The organism is Arthrobacter sp. CJ23, from assembly GCF_024741795.1.
Taxonomy (GTDB): domain Bacteria; phylum Actinomycetota; class Actinomycetes; order Actinomycetales; family Micrococcaceae; genus Arthrobacter.
Genome location: NZ_CP102950.1, coordinates 392538 through 409937, shown reverse-complemented (window position 1 = coordinate 409937; position 17400 = coordinate 392538). Strand labels below are relative to the sequence as shown.

Sequence of the window (17400 nt, the reverse complement as noted above, 5' to 3'; positions counted from 1 at the left end):
GCCCGGGCTGTTAGGCGCCGGCGCGGACGAAGGTGATGGGACCCGTGGCGGTGAGCCAGCTGATCGGGTGGATGCCCGTCTGGTTGCCGTTGATGCCGCCGCTGATGGCCTGGCCGTTGCCGATGTAGATGGCGACGTGGCCGGACTGGACGATCATGTCACCGGGCTGCGGGTCGCTGACCACGGTGCCGTAGTTCAGGAACTGCATGGGGCCCAGGTCGCCCACGTGGATGCCGGCCGAGCCCAGGGCCCGCTCCACCATGGCGGTGCAGTCCTGGAAGATGCCGATCTGGGCGTAGGCGGAGGCCACCATGGCGGCGTTGATGCTGCCGGCCGGAGCTGCCGCAACCGGGGCGGCCGCTGCTGCCGGTGCCGCGGCGGGCGCTGCAGCGGCAACGGTGGCCCGTGCCGGTGCTGCTGCCACGGGGGCTTCGACGACGGGGGCCGGCGCCTCAACCACGGGCGCCGCCTGGGCAACCACGGCGGGACGCTCGAAGGAAACGGTGGCCGTTGTGGCAGCCGCAACCGGCTTGGTGGCCTCTACGACTGCCTTCGGGGCAGCTACGGGGGTGCTGGACTCAAGCTGGGCGGGTGCCTCCGCTGCGTGGGCGGCGAGGCTGCCTGCGAGGACGAGGCCCGATGCGGCCACGATCACGGCGGCCTGGCGGCCTGCGCCTGCAGCGCTGCCGGCTACTGCCTTGGAGATGGAAACAAGGGGATTGGAGCGAACATTGGACGCGCTCCGGCGCGCAAGAAAATGGCGTGAAGACATGAAAGAGCCTCTCCCAATGCCTGCGAGGTTAGCTGTCGGATTCGGATGGGAGTCACCCGGCCGCAGCCCCGCTGTCAGCGTGGCGTGCGGCTTCACCCCAAGACCGCTCGAAAGCGGTCCAAAATGGGTTCCCCGTCTCTGCCGGTAAGTGTTTTGCGAACGGATCCCGGTCTGCGGCAGAGCTAGGCAATCAGCCGGGAACGCCTGTCGAAGACAACAGGCACGCCCTTAACGGTACGCGAGAGGCGGCCGGAAGTCACATTTGAGTAACAAGGCGAGTCGATTCGGCGTGTCGCAGTGACCGAATCGAGACATCTTCTGCCGTTACTCGGCCGGGGCGTTGCCCCCGTTTTCGCCGTCGGAGTCGCCGCCGCGGGCCAGCTTGCGGCGCGCCGTGACACCCAGGAACACCAGCAGGCCGGCGGCCACCACGGCGAAGCCCACGATGCTCCAGGGGAAGGGCTGCGAGGCGTCCGGGACGGTACCCGGTGCCGGGGTGGAGCCCGGCGCTGCAGTGCCCGCCGTCGGGACGCTGGCTGAGGGAGCCGAAGCGGAAGGCGAGCTGCCCGCAGTGGCGGTTCCCGGCGTCGTGCCCCCCGCGGAGGCGGTGAAGCTGAAGCTTCCCTCGATGGGGTGCGAATCGGAGCTGACCACACGCCACACCACGGTGAACGTGCCGGCCGGGGCACCGGGCCGCAGCTTCTGGGTCACCACGTTGTCCACGATCTCGACGGCGCCGTCCGCCCAGTTTTCGCCGCCGGCGTTGACCGCGATGCCCGAGCCGATGGCCAGCGGCTTGTTGCTGAAGGTGATGGAGACCGACGCCGGGACAGCAGCCACGGTGGTACCGTTCGCCGGAGCGGTGGACTCGGCGACGTCGTGGGCCGATGCCGGGGCCGCGGAAAACAGCACTGCCGCGGCGAAGGTGAGAGCGGCGACAACGGCGGCCAGAAGCGGGCGGATGGTACGCATGGGGTGGTGACTCCTAGTGTTGGCTTCCTTACAGACTAGGCGAATGTCCCGGCCGGCCGATCCGGGCGGGCATAGGATTTGAGAGCAAACTCCCCCAATCCCCCGGAGACAATCCATGCTTAAGCAGGGTTCCGCCCTCGACCGCTACTTCAAGATCTCGGAACGCGGCTCCACCTATTCGCGGGAAATCCGCGGCGGTTTCGCCACGTTCTTTGCCATGAGCTACATCGTGGTCCTGAACCCGCTGATCCTCTCCGGGGCCGACTCCAGCGGCGCGTCGCTCGGTTTCACGGCCGTTGCCGCCACCACGGCCTTCGTGGCCGGCATCCTCACCATCCTCATGGGTGCCTGGGCCAAGCACCCGTTCGCGGTTGCCACCGGGCTGGGCGTCAACGCCTTCGTGGCCGTCACGGTGGCCTCGCACCCGGGGCTGACCTGGCCGGACATGATGGGCCTGGTGATGCTCTCCGGGTTGACCATGCTCATCCTGGTGCTCACCGGCTTCCGCACCGCCGTGTTCAAGGCCGTGCCGGAGGCGCTCAAGACGGCGATCGTGGTGGGCATCGGCCTGTTCATCGCGCTGATCGGCCTGGTCAACGCCGGCTTCGTGCGCCGCATCCCGGACGCCGCCGGCACCACGGTGCCCCTGGGCCTGGGCGTGGACGGCAAGCTGCTTGGCTGGCCCACCCTGGTGTTCGCGGTGGGCCTGGTCCTGACCATCGCCCTGGTGGTCCGGAAGGTCCGCGGCGCCATCCTGATCGGCATCGTGGCCTCCACCGCGCTGGCCGCCATCCTTGAATTCACCCTGCACATCGGCCCCAGCTTCGACGGCACCACCGCCAACCCGCGCGGCTGGTCCCTCGTGGCACCCACCCTCTCGGAGTGGGGCGCCCCGGACCTGTCCCTGATCGGCAAGGCCAACCCCTTCGGCGCCTTCGAGCACCTCGGCTTCGTGGCCGCGACCCTCCTGGCCTTCGTGATCCTGCTGAGCATCTTCTTCGACGCCATGGGCACCATGGTGGGCCTGGCCAACGAGGCCGGCACCGTGGACGAACACGGCAACATCCCCAACGTGGACCGCGTCCTCCAGGTGGATGCCCTCGGCGCGATCGTGGGCGGCGGCACCTCCGTCTCTTCCAACCAGATCTTCGTGGAGTCCGGCGCGGGCATCGGTGAAGGCGCCCGGACCGGCCTCGCGTCGATCGTCACCGGCCTGCTGTTCATCGTGGCCATGTTCTTCACCCCGCTCATCAACCTGGTCCCGTTCGAGGCCGTGGCCCCCGCCCTGGTGGTGGTCGGCTTCATGATGGTCTCCCAGGTGGGCAAGATCGACTGGCAGGACTGGGGCGTCGGCATCCCGGCGTTCCTCACCATCGCCCTCATGCCGTTCACGTACTCGATCGCGAACGGCCTGGGCGCCGGCTTCATCTCCTACGTCCTGATCCGCTCCTTCCAGGGCCGCACCCGCGAGGTGCACCCGCTGATGTGGGCCGTGGCCGCGGCGTTCCTGCTGTTCTTCGGCATCGGCACCGTAGAGGAAATCCTGGGCATCAAGTAGGTGAGTCCGGAGTTCCAGACACTCGCGGCGCTGGACAGGTAGTTTTCATGTCCAGGTTCGGGTGTGCTTGAAGCATGGAAACCAGCGTGCTCACCGTAGATGTCACCCCCACGCCGTGGACCGGCCGTTTCGACGGCGACGGCGACGCCCACCGCCGCTGGTGGCAGGCCATTGCGCCGCACACTTCCGCAGTGGCCGCCGCGGCCTTGCGGCCCGCCGTCGTGCTGGGTTTCTGCAGCGACGCCGGCGTCCTCCGCAACCAGGGCCGTGTGGGTGCCGCTGCGGCTCCTGCCGCTATTCGTGCCGCGCTGGGACCGCTGGCTTACCACCTGGACCGTGACGTGTTCGACGCCGGTGACGTGGTTGTGGAGGACGACTCGCTGGAGGCTGGCCAAGAGCGTGCCGGACGCGCCATTTCGGGACTGCTCGACGCCGGTAGCCTCACCGTGGTGCTCGGCGGCGGCCACGAGACCGCGTTTGCCAGCTACCTTGGCGTTGCCGGTTCCGAGACGGTGCGGGGGAAGCGGCTGGGTGTGCTGAACCTGGACGCGCACTTCGACCTGCGCGACGAGCCAGTGCCCAGCTCCGGCACCCCGTTCCTCCAGATGGCCCACGCGGAAGCCGCCGCGGGACGCGGACTGAACTACGCCGTCGTCGGAATCTCCGAACCGAACAACACCCGCACGCTCTTCGACACCGCGGACCGGCTCGGCGTGAAATACCTGCTGGACGAGGATTGCTCGCCGGAATCCGTTGAGGCCTTCGTGGCGGATTTCCTGGCGGGTGTGGACGTCCTGTACCTGACGATCGACCTGGACGTGCTGCCGGCGTCCGTGGCGCCTGGCGTCAGCGCACCCGCTGCGTACGGCGTGCCCCTTCCCGTCATCAGCGCCGTGTGCCGGCAGGTGGCCGCGAGCGGGAAGCTGCTGCACCTGGACGTGGCCGAGCTGAACCCCGAGTTCGACATCGACGCCCGCACGGCCAAGGTGGCGGCCCGGCTTGTGAACACGCTGCTGGCGTAGCTGGCGCAGATTGACGCCGCGCCTCCGCGGCGTCACGACAGGCAACCCTGCGCAACGCTGCTCAATCTTGGGCAACCCGGCGCAACCATTCTTGGAGCGGGCTCGGCGGCCTGCCTACTCTCATTGCACGTGGTGTACCCGAGAGGCCAGGGAGCTGCCTGCAAAGCAGCGCACGCGGGTTCGAATCCCGCCACCACGTCTGAAGGGAGCCATGGCTCCCGGGCACGCGGAGACGCCGCCGCCCACGCGGTGCACTGAAGGAGTGGACTGCCTGCCCTGGGCCAGCCATCATGAAAGCAGGCGCAAGGATTCGCCGACCGCAACAGCACGGCCGCTCCTTGCGTGGCGGAGGCGCAGCGACATGTCACCAAGGATCGAGCCCGCGGACCACGCCCAGGGCGGCGGATCCATCCGAACGGCGGAAGGATTCCTGACCGACTACTACGAGCACGTGGCCGATGACGATATCCGCAACTACACGGCGGATACGCTCCTGGAACGGGCACGGTACCACCGATCGTTGGCGGAACGGCGGACTCCCGGCCAGGCCGTGATCGGCATACTGAACGAGGCCGATGCCAGCCTCGTGGCGATCGTCACCGACGACATGCCCTATCTGGTCCCGTCCGTCACCGCGGAAATCGCCAGGGACAACGCCGCCATCCGCCTCCTGGTCCATCCCACGTTCAGCGTCAGCCGGGACCCCATAACCCACGCACTCACGGACGTCCGCCGCGGACCGCTGCGGACGGGACTGCCGTCCGGCGTCGACGTTCATGCGCAAGCCGCGCCTTCCGTGTCTTCCGCCCCCATGCACCAGCACGACGGCGGACCGCTCACCGAGGCTTGGATCGCCGTCGAGATTTCCCGGCTTCCGGACGAGGCGAGCGCAGAGCGCCTCATTGAGCGGCTGCAGACCGTCCTGGGCGATGTCCGGGCCGCGGCGGAGGACACCGCCGCCATTCACGAGGAACTGGCGGGCGAGGTCCGTGGCTTGGACGAGCTCTCGCGGACAGTCCCCGCAGCGCGGGAGGTCCAGGAGTTGCTGCGCTGGCTGGACGACGGGAATTTCGTGTTCCTGGGATACCGCGGCCGGCACGGACTAGGGCTGCTCCGGGGTACGGCGGACGCTTCGCACCACGGACCCGCCACGGCCTCGGCCACCGCTTCGAAACCTTCCATGGGGACGGGAACAGCCCCGGCGCTGACCTTGACCAAGTCGAGTCTGCGTTCGACGGTGCTGCGCCGGGCCTACCTCGACGAAATCAGCCTGGCCACGGTCAACCGTGACGGCACGCGCGGCGGCGAACGCACTTTCGTTGGCCTCTTTGCTCCCAGCTCTGCCTCCCGTTCGGCCCTCCAGATCCCCGTCATCCGGGACACCGTGGATGAAGTGCTGCGGACCTTCGGCTACTCGCCCACCTCGCACCAGGGCAAGGAGCTCCTGGCCGTGGTGGAGGCCTATCCCCGCGACGAGCTGTTCCACATTGATGCGGGCCAGCTGGCCGGGCACGCGCGCGACATCCTGCGCCTGCAGGAGCGGCACAGCACGCGGCTGTTCCTCCGGCCGGATTCGCACGGCCGGTTCATGACGGCCCTGGTCTTCCTGCCGCGCCACCGCTACAGCACGGCCGTCCGCCTCAATATTGAACGCGAACTGCGGGAGGCCTTCGGCTCCGACGCCATCGAGTTCGAGCTCCGCCTGGGCGAGTCCGCCATGGCCCGCGTGTTCTTCCGGATCCTGTTGCCGGGCGGGGGCGCGGCCGGCGGAGGCGCGGCCGGCGGGGGCGCGGCCGGCGGGGGCGCGGCCGCCGTCGTCGATTCAGCGGTCCTGGAGCAGCGGATCATCGCCGCCACAAGGTCCTGGGCGGAGGGCCTGGACGAGGCACTGCAGGCCAGGTTCCCGGCGGACGAGGCCTCGCGGCTGTCCCGGGAATGGGCCACCGCCTTCCCGGCCAGCTACAAAGCCGACTACGAGGTGGAAGACGCGGTTGGGGACATCATCCGGTTCGAGAGCTTCGGACCCGGGGTGGATGCCGGCACCGCAGACCCGCTGCTGACCGTGTACCGGCGCCCGGGGACTGCCGTCCTGGCCGAGGATGCACGGATCCGGCTCTATTTGACGCGGCCGCAGAGCCTCACCCAGATCCTGCCGTTCTTCCACAACCTGGGCCTGAAGGTCCTCGACCAGCGTCCGTTCGATGTGCAGCGCGCCGACGGCCGCTCCTTCTTCCTCTACGACCTCGGGCTCAAGTACCCGCGCGGGGTGGATCCCGTGGGCACCGGTGAGCTGCTGGCCGGCTCGTTCTGTGCCGCGATGCGCGGTGACGTGGAGTCGGACGCCTTCGATGCGCTGGTGATCCGGGAGGGGATCGACTGGCGGCGGACAACAATCCTGCGGGCGTACGCGAAGTACCTCCGGCAGTTGGGGAGCACCAATTCGTACGGATTCATCGCGGACACCCTCCGCGAGAACGTCCGGGCAACCCACGCACTGCTTGCCCTGTTCGAGACGAAGTTCGATCCCGACCGCTTTGACCCGGACCTCTTCGATCCTGACCTTCTCCAGCCGAACCTGCTGGAAGCGGGCAGCAGGTTCAACCACCGGGCCCGTGCCGCCGAGGCGGCCCGCAAGGAGCTGGCGGAGGCCATCGACGCCGTCCCGGTCCTCGACGCTGACCGCCTGCTGCGGCAGTTGGCGAGCCTGGTGGAGGCCACGCTGCGCACCAACTTCTACCTGAACAAACCGTATGTGAGCTTCAAGCTCAACCCGTCCGCTGTCCCGGCCGCCCCGGCTCCCCGGCCACAGTTCGAAATCTGGGTCTACTCACCACGCGTTGAGGGCGTCCACCTGCGCTTCGGCGCCATCGCCCGCGGCGGCCTGCGCTGGTCCGACCGCCGTGAAGACTTCCGCACGGAAGTCCTGGGACTGGTGAAGGCCCAGACGGTCAAGAATGCCGTCATTGTTCCCACCGGAGCGAAGGGCGGTTTCTACCCCAAGCAACTCCCGGACCCCGCCGAAGACCGGGCCGCCTGGCTGGCCGAGGGGCAGGAAAGCTACCGGATCTTCATCCGCGGGCTGCTGGATATCACGGACAACCTGCTTGCGGATCCCGACGGCGGCACCAACGGCCGCGTGGTTCCGCCGCCACGGGTGGTGAGGCACGACGGCGACGACTACTACCTCGTGGTGGCCGCCGACAAAGGTACGGCGACGTTCTCCGACATCGCCAACGCGCTGGCGGCGGAGTACGGATTCTGGCTGGGCGATGCCTTCGCCTCGGGCGGATCGGTGGGCTATGACCACAAGCAGATGGGCATCACCGCCCGCGGCGCCTGGGAGTCCGTGCGGCACCACTTCAGCGAACTCCTGATCGACTCCCGCACCGAGGACTTCACGGTGGTGGGCATCGGCGACATGAGCGGCGATGTGTTCGGCAACGGCATGCTGCTCTCCAAGCACATCAAGCTGCTCGCCGCCTTCGACCACCGGCACATCTTCCTGGACCCCACGCCCGATCCGGCCGTGTCCTACGCCGAACGGGAGCGGCTCTTCAAACTCCCCCGCTCCTCCTGGGCCGACTACGACCCCGCCAAGCTCAGCCCCGGCGGAGGGGTGTTCTCCCGGCTGGAGAAGTCGATCGGCATCACCGAACCCGTCCGCCTCGCCTTGGGATTGGAGGAAGGCGCCGATCCGAGCGGCCAGTTGGCGATGTCCCCGCCTGAACTGCTGAAGGCCGTCCTCATGGCCCCGGTGGACCTGCTCTACAACGGCGGAATCGGCACCTACGTCAAGGCCACCACTGAGTCGCATGCCGACGTCGGGGATAAGTCGAACGATGCCATCCGGGTCAACGCCGCCCAGCTCCGCACCCACATCATCGCCGAAGGCGGCAACCTCGGCATCACCCAGCGAGGCAGGATCGAGGCGGCCCTGGGCGGGGTCCTGCTGAACACCGACGCGATCGACAACTCTGCCGGCGTGGACTGTTCTGACCACGAAGTGAACATCAAGATCTTCCTCGACCGGATGATCGCCGCGGGAAAGATGTCCGCGCACGAAAGGACGGGCTTCCTGCACTCGCTCCAGGACGAAGTGGGCAGGCTCGTGCTGAAAACCAACGCCGACCAGAATGTGCTCCTGCTCAATGACGGGCAATTGGTCCTCAAATGGAGCCCGAGCTTCGAACGGACCATGGACTGGCTGGACTCTGCCACTGACCTGGACCGCGAGCTCGAATGCCTGCCCACCACGGAGGAGTTGCAGGCACGCGTCGACACCGGAAGGGGACTGACCACGCCCGAACTCGCTGTGCTGGCGGCGTATGCCAAGATCGAGCTGGCGCGTGAGCTGACCGAGGGTGGGCTGGCGGACGAGCCCTGGTTCTCGCAGACGCTGCACGAGTATTTCCCCCGCCAGCTCTCCGAGCGGTTCGGCGAAGATCTCTCCACACATCCCCTTCGCCGCCAGATCGTGGCCACTGTGGTGGCCAACGACATGATCAACCTCGGCGGCATCGCCTTCGCCTTCCGTGCCATGGAGGAAACCACGGTTTCCGCGGCCGCGGTGGCGCGCGGATTCGTGGTGATGCGCCATCTTTGGGACCTCGACTCAATCACTGAGGCCTTGGCCCAGCTGCCGGCCAGCCTCCCCAGTGAGCACGGATGCGCCGTGGCGTTGGACATGAGACGGCTCCTCGACCGGTCCACCCGCTGGTACGTCACCCATGATTTCCGGGACAAGCCCATTGCGGATGCCTTGGCCCGTTTGGAGCAGCCCATGTCCCTCATGCGGGCCAATCTCACGAGCTTCCTGCACGGCAACAACCTGAACCACTCACTGAAGCGCCTCGCCCACACGGACGCCGTCGGGCTGCCCCATGACTTGGGACTCCGGGCCTCCGAGATCCTGGTCTGCTACGGGCTCCTGGACATTTGCGCGATAGCCGAGGAACTGCAGGAGCCCGTCGAGACCGTGGGGGAGGTCTACTTCTCCATCTTCGAACGCATCTCGGCCGTACCGCTGCTGGAGCACATCACCATGCTTCCGCGTGACACCCATTGGGAGGCGTTGGCGCGAGCCGCGCTGCGGGATGACATGTATCTGGTCCTGGCCGACATGACCAAGGCCGTGGTCCGGCACACGCCCCGTTCCTCGGAAGCAGCAGCGGATCCGGTGGAGCGGATCATGGATTGGGAACGCGGAAACATCGAACAACTCGCCCGCATCCAGGACACCATCAAGGAGGCCATCAAGCCAGGTCCAGTGGATATCGCGGCCCTGTCCGTGGCAGTGAAACTCCTCCGTGCCACGGTCCGCCGCTGACGCCCCCTGAGCGTCGCGTGCCAGTCATCTTACAAATATTGCGGACAAAGGTCCTATGATTGATGGGTCGCCCTCGAAGGCGACAAGTAATAGGAGGCCCCCACATGACCGCTGTAGTGACAGAAGAACGCGAAATCCGTTTGTCCTTTTCCCGGGCCGACGAGGTCCACGACGGCCTCGACCGCGCCGTCGATTCCCTCATCGAGGCAGCAGCGCAGGACGCCTCCTGCGGCATCCTGGTGACGCGCCACGAGCCCGGAACGTACACCGTTGCCCTGGACGAGTCCGTGCCCTTCGGACAGACCCGTGAGGCAATCGCCGCCTAGCCAGGTCCACCCCGGCCAGGCCCACCCCCGGCCCGCAGACAGCAAACCGGGGCTTGCTTCCGAATCCGCACCTACTACCTGCGGAATGGGAAACAAGCCCCGGTTTTCTCGTAGCCAGCTGAAGTTACACCCGGCGCAGCACCACGCCGTCGGACTTCATGAACAGCTGCTTGGGGGCCTCGTCGGCGCCGGGCCCCGCGGGCTCAAGCCATACAACGTTGCCGCTGCCCGAGACTTCCTGCACCTCCCCGGCTGCGATCACGTGTGCGTGCTTGACGACTTCGATCCGCTCCCCCACCTTCAAGGCTCCCCAGTTGGAAACCGTGGCGGACTGTGCGTTTCGCCTGGACAGGACTGCCCCGCGTGCCTTCATTGAACTTCTACCCCTTTGTGGATGTTCGTTGTTTTCAGTTGTGTGAACGGTTGGGCTGCATGGCCACGACGTCTTCGGCGCGGCTGTGAAGCACCCCACCAGTTTTACTACATCTGCAGCGCCCCGGAGACTGCGTTGCGAACAATTTCCGGGACGCTGCAAATTCACCCACCCAGAGGGTGTTTTGTTCGGCGCTAGGCCAGAATCCCGACGGCGGATTCGGCGGCCGCGCGAACGGCACCCGAGCCCACCAGACGGTCAGCGGCCTCCAGTTCCGGGGACAGGAACCGGTCCGTGCCGGGGCCCTGGACCACTTCACGCAGCACCTCGAGCACGGCCGCACCTGCCGGGCCCGGGGTGAGTTCGCCGTCGGACAGCTTGGTGCGGATGTCGATGGCGCGGGTGCTGGTGACCAGTTCCACGGCCAGCACGCGGCGAAGGTTCTCCACGGCCTTGCGCAGCTTGCGGGCGGCGTGCCAGCCCATGGAGACGTGGTCTTCCTGCATGGCGGAGCTCGGGATGGAGTCCACCGACGCCGGAACGGCCAGGCGCTTGTTGTCCGAGACGAGCCCGGCCTGGGTGTACTGGGCGATCATGAGGCCCGAGTCCACTCCGGGATCGTCGGCCAGGAAGGCCGGCAGTCCGTGCGAGCGGGCGGGGTCCAGCATGCGGTCCGTACGGCGCTCGGCGATGGAGGACAGGTCCGCCACGGCGATTGCCAGGAAGTCCAGTACGTAGGCCACGGGGGCGCCGTGGAAGTTGCCGTTAGAGGACACGCGGCCGTCCGGGAGGACCACGGGGTTGTCGATCGCGGCGGCCAGTTCGCGGGAAGCGACCAGCTCGGCGTGGGTGACGGTATCGCGGACGGCACCGGCAACCTGCGGGGCGCAGCGCAGCGAGTAGGCGTCCTGGACGCGGGAATCGCCCACGCGGTGCGATGCCACGATCGGCGAGTTGGACAGCACGCGCAGCATGTTGTCGGCGCTGGCGGCCTGGCCAGGGTGCGGGCGAAGGGCTGCGTGCAGCTCCGGCAGGAACACCTGGTCCGTGCCGAGCAGCGCCTCGACGCTGAGTGCGGCGGTGATGTCGGCCGTCGTGAGCAGCATGCGCAGGTCCGCGATCGCCATGAGCAGCATGCCGAGCATACCCTCGGTGCCGTTGACCAGCGCCAGGCCTTCCTTCTCGGCCAGCGTGACCGGCTCGATGCCGTGCTGGGCGAGGAGTTCGGCGACCGTGGGGCGGCCTTCGACGCCGTAGAGCTCGCCGTCGGGGCCGAAGGCTTCGCCTTCACCCATGACCACGAGGGCGCAGTGGGAGAGCGGTGCGAGGTCGCCGGAGCAGCCGAGGGAGCCGAACTCGCGGACCAGCGGGGTGATGCCGGCGTTGAGCACCTTGACGAAGGTCTCGAGGACCTCGCGGCGGACACCGGTGCGGCCGGACGCCATGGTCTTGGCACGCAGGAACATGATGCCACGGACCACTTCGCGTTCCACGGCCGGGCCCATGCCGGCGGCGTGGCTGCGGATCAGCGACTTCTGCAGCTGGGTGCGCAGCTCGTTGGGGATGTGGCGGTTGGCGAGGGCACCGAACCCGGTGGAGATGCCGTAGGCCGGCGTGTCGCTGACAGCCAGCTCATCGATGTGGGCGCGGACCTTGGCGACGTTGTCCAGGGCTTCCTGGGAGATGGTGATCTGCGCGCCGTGGCGTGCGACCGCGAGGACGTCCTCGGGGGTGACGCCGCTGGAACCGAGGGTGACAGTCAGGGGTTCGTGGGTAGTAATAGTCACTTGGGTTACTTACTTTCGTTCATGGGGATGCGGACGCCGCGTTCGGCGGCGACCTCGACGGCGCGTTCGTAGCCGGCGTCGACGTGGCGGATGACGCCCATGCCGGGGTCGTTGGTGAGGAGGCGCTCGAGCTTCTCGGCAGCGAGGTCCGTGCCGTCGGCCACGGAGACCTGGCCGGTGTGGATGGACCGGCCGATGCCCACGCCGCCGCCGTGGTGGATGGACACCCAGGTGGCGCCGGAGGAGGCGGCGGTCAGGGCGTTCAGCAGCGGCCAGTCGGCGATCGCGTCGGAGCCGTCCTTCATGGCTTCGGTCTCGCGGTACGGGGAGGCCACGGAGCCGGAGTCGAGGTGGTCACGGCCGATGACGATCGGGGCCTTGACCTTGCCCTCGGCGACGAGCTTGTTGAAGAGCAGGCCGGCCTGGTGGCGTTCGCCGTAGCCGAGCCAGCAGATGCGGGCCGGGAGGCCTTCGAACTCCACGCGCTCCTGGGCGGCGTCGATCCACTTGTGCAGGTGCTTGTTCTCCGGGAAGAGCTCCTTGATGGCTTCGTCGGTGACGCGGATGTCTTCCGGGTCGCCGGAGAGCGCCACCCAGCGGAACGGGCCCAGGCCCTCGCAGAACAGCGGGCGGATGTAGGCCGGGACGAAGCCGGGGAATTCGAACGCCCGCCCGTAGCCGCCCTTGCGTGCTTCGTCGCGGATGGAGTTGCCGTAGTCGAAGACCTCGGCGCCGGCGTCCTGGAACTCGACCATGGCCTGTACGTGGCGGGCCATGGAGGCCTGCGCCTTCTTGGTGAAGCCTTCCGGGTCCGCGGCGGCCTCGGCGTGCCATTCCTCGACGGTGATGCCCTCGGGAAGGTAGGACAGCGGATCGTGCGCGGAGGTCTGGTCGGTGACGACGTCGATGCTCAGCTCGCCGGCCTTGTGGCGGCGGAGCAGTTCGGGGAAGACCTCGGCAGCGTTGCCGACGTAGCCCACGGACCAGCCGCGGCGCTCGTCCTTGGCCTTCTGGACCTTGGCGATGGCGGCGTCCAGGTCGGTCTCGACCTCGTCCAGGTAGCGCTTGCCGACGCGGCGGCGCAGCCGGGTCTCGTCGACGTCCACGATCAGGCAGGCGCCGTCGTTCAGGGTGACGGCGAGCGGCTGGGCGCCGCCCATGCCGCCGCAGCCGCCCGTCAGGGTCAGCGTCCCGGCCAGCGGGCCCTCGGTGGAGCCTTCCGCAGCGGGAGCGGGGTGGCGGCCTTCGGCTGCCAGCTTGTTGCCGACGGCGGCGAAGGTCTCGTAGGTGCCCTGCAGGATGCCCTGCGTGCCGATGTAGATCCAGGAACCGGCGGTCATCTGCCCGTACATCGTCAGGCCCTCGGCCTCGAGGCGGCGGAACTCGGGCCACGTCGCCCAGTCGCCGACGAGGTTGGAGTTGGCGATCAGCACGCGCGGGGCCCACTTGTTGGTGCGGAAGACGCCCACCGGCTTGCCGGACTGGACCAGCAGGGTCTCGTCCTCTTCCATGTCCCTCAGGGTGTCCGCGATCGCGTCGAACGCCTTCCAGGAACGCGCGGCGCGGCCGGTGCCGCCGTAGACCACGAGGTCCTCGGGGTGCTCGGCGACCTCGGGATCCAGGTTGTTCATCAGCATGCGCAGCGGCGCCTCGGTCTGCCAGCTCTTGGCGGACAGCTCCGTGCCGCGGGGCGCCTTGACCGGGCGCGTTCCGGTGGTGAAATCGGCGGATGCCATGGGGACTCCTTCGTCGCGTGGAAAGTTGAGCGGGATTTGCTTCTGTCTCTACTAAAGCCCCTTTGCGGAGCCTTCGGAATGGCTTTTCGAAGGGTGCTGTCCGGGATTCCAGACCGGACCAGCTGGCCTTCCGGCACCCGGCCCGCCGCCGCTCCGGGTGGGAGCGGCAAGCTACTGGGCGGGGCGTCCGTGGAGCCGGACCGAGAGCTCGTCGGCGGCCTTCTGGATGCGCGCGGCCAGGACCGGCCAGTCCTCGGCCGGCAGCTTCTCCTCCAGGAACGTGACAGCGACGGCGGCCGTCGGCCAGCCCAGGTGGTCGGTGACGGCGGCGGCGATCGAACCGAAGCCAAGCGTCACTTCGCCGTGTTCGGTGGCGTAGCCGCGCTGCCGGACCTGGTCCAGGTGCGAGGACAGCGCGGAATACTTCATGATGGGCGATTCCATCTCATGCCGGGCGGTGAAGGCGGCCGCGTTTGGATAGAGGGCGCGTACCTGGGACTTAGGCAGCGCGGCCAGGATGGCGCGGCCGCTGGCGGTGAGGTGGCTGGGCAGGCGGACCCCGACGTCGGTCACCAGGGACGGGCGGTTTTTCGCGCGTTCCTCGACGATGTAGAGCACGTCCCGGCCATGCAGCACGGCGAGGTGCGCGCTCTCGCCGATCGAGTCCACAAGGGCGGCCAGCAAGGGGCGGCCCAGCCGGGACAGCGGCTCCTGGCGCGAATACGCGGAACTGAGTTCGAAGGCGCTGATGCCCAGGCCGTAGCGCTGCTCCTCATGCAGGTGCAGGACAAAGCCGTTGGCCTCCATGACACCCAGCAGGTGATAGACGCTGGACCGCGGCAGGCCCAGCGCTGTGGCGATATTGGACGCAGCCATCGGCCCGCGGCGGGACGCGAGGAGCTTCAGGATGCGCAGGGTGTTTTCCGCGGCGGGGACCTTGGAGGTGGCTTTGCCTGGTGCTGGCGGCTGTATGGTCATGGCTCCTCATCGAGTACAGGGACTGGCGGCGCGATGCGGCGCTGTCCTCGGACGCCCGGAGCTGCGGCCAATGCGGCCTGTCCGGGATCCCGTACTTAAGCGTGCGCCGCCTTGCAGGCAGCGCACAAACCATCGGAACACATCATTGTCTGAAATACCAGACGTTTGCCGCGACTATCGCGCCCGCAGCCGCCGGCCGCGCCGCGGCTTTTCCTCAGACGGTGACCACGGCCTTCCCGCGGGCGCGGCCCCCGCGCATGTACCGGATGGCGTCCGGCGCCTCGCCCAGTGAGAAGACCTTGCCGATGGCCGGCTTCACACTGCCCGCCTCAAGCAGCATGGCCAGGGCCTCGAGTTCCCGGTAGTTCTCGGTCGAAACCAACCCCTTGAATTTCTGCCCGGAGAACAGTGACATCAGCGGCGCACCCAGGGAGCGCTCAAACCCGCCGGTCAGTTTTCCACCGCCCTCACCGCCGACTATCACCAGTGTCCCCCGCGGCCCAAGTGCGGTCCGCAGGACAGACAGCGGCCGGCTGCTGGCGGTATCAATGATGACGTCGTAGAGCACTCCTGCGGCGGCAAAATCGTCCCGCGTGTAATCGATGACGTGGTCAGCGCCAAGGGACCTGGCCAGCTCCACCTTTCCGGTGCTGCAGACCCCTGTGACCTCTGCCCCGAATGCCTTGGCCACCTGGATCGCAAACGAGCCCACTCCCCCGCCGGCCCCGATGACCAGGACCTTCTGGCCGGCACTGACCTTTCCGCCGTCGCGGACGGCCTGCAACGCCGTGACGCCGGAAATGGGCGCCACCGCAGCTTCCTCAAACGTCAGGTTCGCGGGCTTGGCGGCAAGCAGTGATTCTTTCGCACAGACGTACTCGGCGAAGGACCCCTCGCATGTGCCGAACACTTCGTCGCCGGCCTGGAAGCGGGTCACGCCAGCACCAACCGCCTCGACGACGCCGGCAACCTCCCGTCCGCGGACCTGCACCTTGGGCTTCTTCAGTCCGAAGCCGAAGAGCCGGATGAGGTACGGCCGCCCCGTCATGAGGTGCCAGACACCTTGCTCGACGCCGGCCGCACCGACGCGGATGAGGACCTCGCCGCCGCCGGGCGCCGGCCTGCCGATGTCCTCAAGCCTGAGCACCCCGGCCTCGCCGTAGCTGTCCTGAACGATTGCTTTCATGGCTTTTCTCCTTTGCTGTCCGGGTACTGGAACACATCGTCCAGCGGCACGCTGAGCACGCGGGCGATTTGGAAGGCCATCTCGAGGGAGGGCGAATACCGGCCCTGTTCGATGGCGATGATGGTCTGGCGGGTGACGCCGATGCTGTCCGCGAGCTGCGCCTGGGTCATTTCCCCGCTGGCGAAGCGGAGGGCGCGGATGGAGTTGGTGACGCGGGTGGGTTTCACCATGGCTGGAACCCCCGGCGGTAGGCGACGATCTTGGCCACGGAGCCAAGGATGGCGGACAGCACGAAGGCCAGGTAGATGACGTTGGCGATCCAGAAGTGGCCGAGTTCAGCCATGGCCATGAGGAGCGCCGCCACGGCGCCGATCACCACGAACGACTGGCCGATGTATTCGCCGAAGCGGTAGATCTCCTTGTCGCGCTGGTCCTTTTTCCCTGCCTCCTTGGGCGAGAAGATGCCCACCACGATGTGGAGCACGATGGACACCACGATCGAGGCGCCTATGGTCCACAGCAGCGGTGCAACATAGGGAGCCTCAACCAGCGGGGTGCTGGCCGCCATCCCGAAAACGATGACGAGGTACGCCGAGTACGCGCCGATTGCGAGCAGTCCCATGATCCAGGCGCTCTTCTCTTCGAAGGACATTTCCACTCCCAGGTGATGCATGCATGTAAAGCAAGCTTGACATTCCCAATGTAAAAGAAAGCAGACATCGAGTCAAGGTTTTTTTACCCGGCAGGTGGGCAGGCGTCAGCCCCGGCATTTCTGCGCGAGGGGCAAGCCCGCCTAGATGCGTGGAAGGCGGGCAAAACCAGCGTGGACGTCATGGACGATGACCGCTCCACCGCCCAGTAGCTTGGCCTTGGCCTGGAGCCGCGCCACCAGTTCCTCGCTGACGCGGCCGAATACTTCGATGGTCCGCAGCGTGATGAGGGGCGCGATGGGAGGAAACTTGGGCCCTGCGACCTTCATGTGGAACTCCAATGAGGCCTGATCCGTGTGGAGGTTCAGGACGCTCATCGTGGAACCGTCACCTGAGAAATAGACGCGGTAGGCGATGATCTGAGGCTCGTTCAACTCGACGAACGCGCTCAGCTCCGCCATGGCGGCCTTCAGCGCCTCGAGCTTGCCAGGGCGCACCTCAGACGTGTCGAGATAAGCAATGAAATCATCCATGTCATCCCTCCTGCCAAGGCCGGGCCAAGGGCCGCCCTTGGCTTGCGAACGCCATCCGTTGTGGCCAATTTTCCTCCCGATCCGGCTCCGGTACACCCCCCGACGCCAGCCAATCGCCCGTCAAGCGGTCCTCTCATCGTCTGAGAACCGAGACAGGGATGTGCCGTGAGGCCAATCACAA

At 67.5% G+C, this 17400-nt stretch carries 14 protein-coding genes, 1 tRNA gene and 1 riboswitch; of the genes, 5 read left to right on the top strand and 10 right to left on the bottom strand.

All coding sequences use genetic code 11. The features are described from left to right. Positions 1-10 precede the first annotated feature (10 nt). Both NVV90_RS01775 and NVV90_RS01770 read right to left on the bottom strand, forming a co-directional pair. Complete coding sequence (locus tag NVV90_RS01775; protein WP_258439488.1) at positions 11-772, bottom strand: NlpC/P60 family protein; 762 nt, start codon at positions 770-772, stop codon at positions 11-13. A gap of 3 nt (positions 773-775) precedes the next feature. After that, a riboswitch (cyclic di-AMP (ydaO/yuaA leader) is annotated at positions 776-961 on the bottom strand. Positions 962-1096: 135 nt separating this feature from the next. After that, positions 1097-1744, bottom strand: coding sequence for a copper resistance protein CopC (locus tag NVV90_RS01770; RefSeq protein WP_258439487.1), 648 nt, complete (start codon positions 1742-1744; stop codon positions 1097-1099). Positions 1745-1859: 115 nt separating this feature from the next. On the opposite strand from NVV90_RS01770, the gene NVV90_RS01765 reads away from it, so the two are divergent. The 5 genes from NVV90_RS01765 to NVV90_RS01745 all read left to right on the top strand — a co-directional run bounded on the left by NVV90_RS01765 (position 1860) and on the right by NVV90_RS01745 (position 9976). Beyond that, on the top strand, positions 1860-3302 hold the full coding sequence (locus NVV90_RS01765; protein WP_258439486.1) for an NCS2 family permease: 1443 nt from the start codon (positions 1860-1862) through the stop codon (positions 3300-3302). A gap of 74 nt (positions 3303-3376) precedes the next feature. Further along, positions 3377-4324: a formimidoylglutamase gene (hutG, locus tag NVV90_RS01760; protein WP_258439485.1), complete on the top strand. Its 948-nt coding sequence runs from the start codon at positions 3377-3379 to the stop codon at positions 4322-4324. 128 nt (positions 4325-4452) lie between these two features. After that, positions 4453-4523, top strand: a tRNA-Cys gene (locus tag NVV90_RS01755). 162 nt (positions 4524-4685) lie between these two features. After that, entirely contained in the window at positions 4686-9650 is a 4965-nt protein-coding gene (locus NVV90_RS01750; protein ID WP_258439484.1) for an NAD-glutamate dehydrogenase, read from the top strand. Positions 9651-9754: 104 nt separating this feature from the next. Then, a complete protein-coding gene (locus tag NVV90_RS01745) occupies positions 9755-9976 on the top strand; it encodes a hypothetical protein (RefSeq protein WP_258439483.1) in 222 nt (73 codons plus the stop codon). Positions 9977-10100: 124 nt separating this feature from the next. On the opposite strand, the gene NVV90_RS01740 is transcribed toward NVV90_RS01745, so the two are convergent. From NVV90_RS01740 to NVV90_RS01705, 8 genes are all read right to left on the bottom strand, one after another. Then, on the bottom strand, positions 10101-10349 hold the full coding sequence (locus tag NVV90_RS01740; protein WP_258439482.1) for a hypothetical protein: 249 nt from the start codon (positions 10347-10349) through the stop codon (positions 10101-10103). 194 nt (positions 10350-10543) lie between these two features. After that, positions 10544-12136, bottom strand: coding sequence for a histidine ammonia-lyase (gene hutH, locus NVV90_RS01735; RefSeq protein ID WP_258439481.1), 1593 nt, complete (start codon positions 12134-12136; stop codon positions 10544-10546). A 5-nt stretch (positions 12137-12141) separates the two neighbouring features. Next, positions 12142-13872 (bottom strand): urocanate hydratase, encoded by a 1731-nt coding sequence (locus tag NVV90_RS01730; RefSeq protein WP_258439480.1) that lies wholly within the window; start codon positions 13870-13872, stop codon positions 12142-12144. Positions 13873-14043: 171 nt separating this feature from the next. Further along, complete coding sequence (locus NVV90_RS01725) at positions 14044-14850, bottom strand: IclR family transcriptional regulator (RefSeq protein WP_258439479.1); 807 nt, start codon at positions 14848-14850, stop codon at positions 14044-14046. Between the two features lie 214 nt (positions 14851-15064). Continuing rightward, positions 15065-16036, bottom strand: coding sequence for an NAD(P)-dependent alcohol dehydrogenase (locus NVV90_RS01720; protein ID WP_258439478.1), 972 nt, complete (start codon positions 16034-16036; stop codon positions 15065-15067). Beyond that, positions 16033-16266 (bottom strand): helix-turn-helix transcriptional regulator, encoded by a 234-nt coding sequence (locus tag NVV90_RS01715; protein ID WP_258439477.1) that lies wholly within the window; start codon positions 16264-16266, stop codon positions 16033-16035. Before NVV90_RS01715 ends, NVV90_RS01720 begins: the two co-directional genes overlap by 4 nt. Then, positions 16260-16688, bottom strand: coding sequence for a hypothetical protein (locus NVV90_RS01710; protein WP_258439476.1), 429 nt, complete (start codon positions 16686-16688; stop codon positions 16260-16262). The genes NVV90_RS01715 and NVV90_RS01710 overlap by 7 nt, the downstream gene beginning before the upstream one ends. 141 nt (positions 16689-16829) lie before the next feature. Beyond that, positions 16830-17219: a hypothetical protein gene (locus NVV90_RS01705; protein ID WP_258439475.1), complete on the bottom strand. Its 390-nt coding sequence runs from the start codon at positions 17217-17219 to the stop codon at positions 16830-16832. Positions 17220-17400 lie beyond the last annotated feature (181 nt).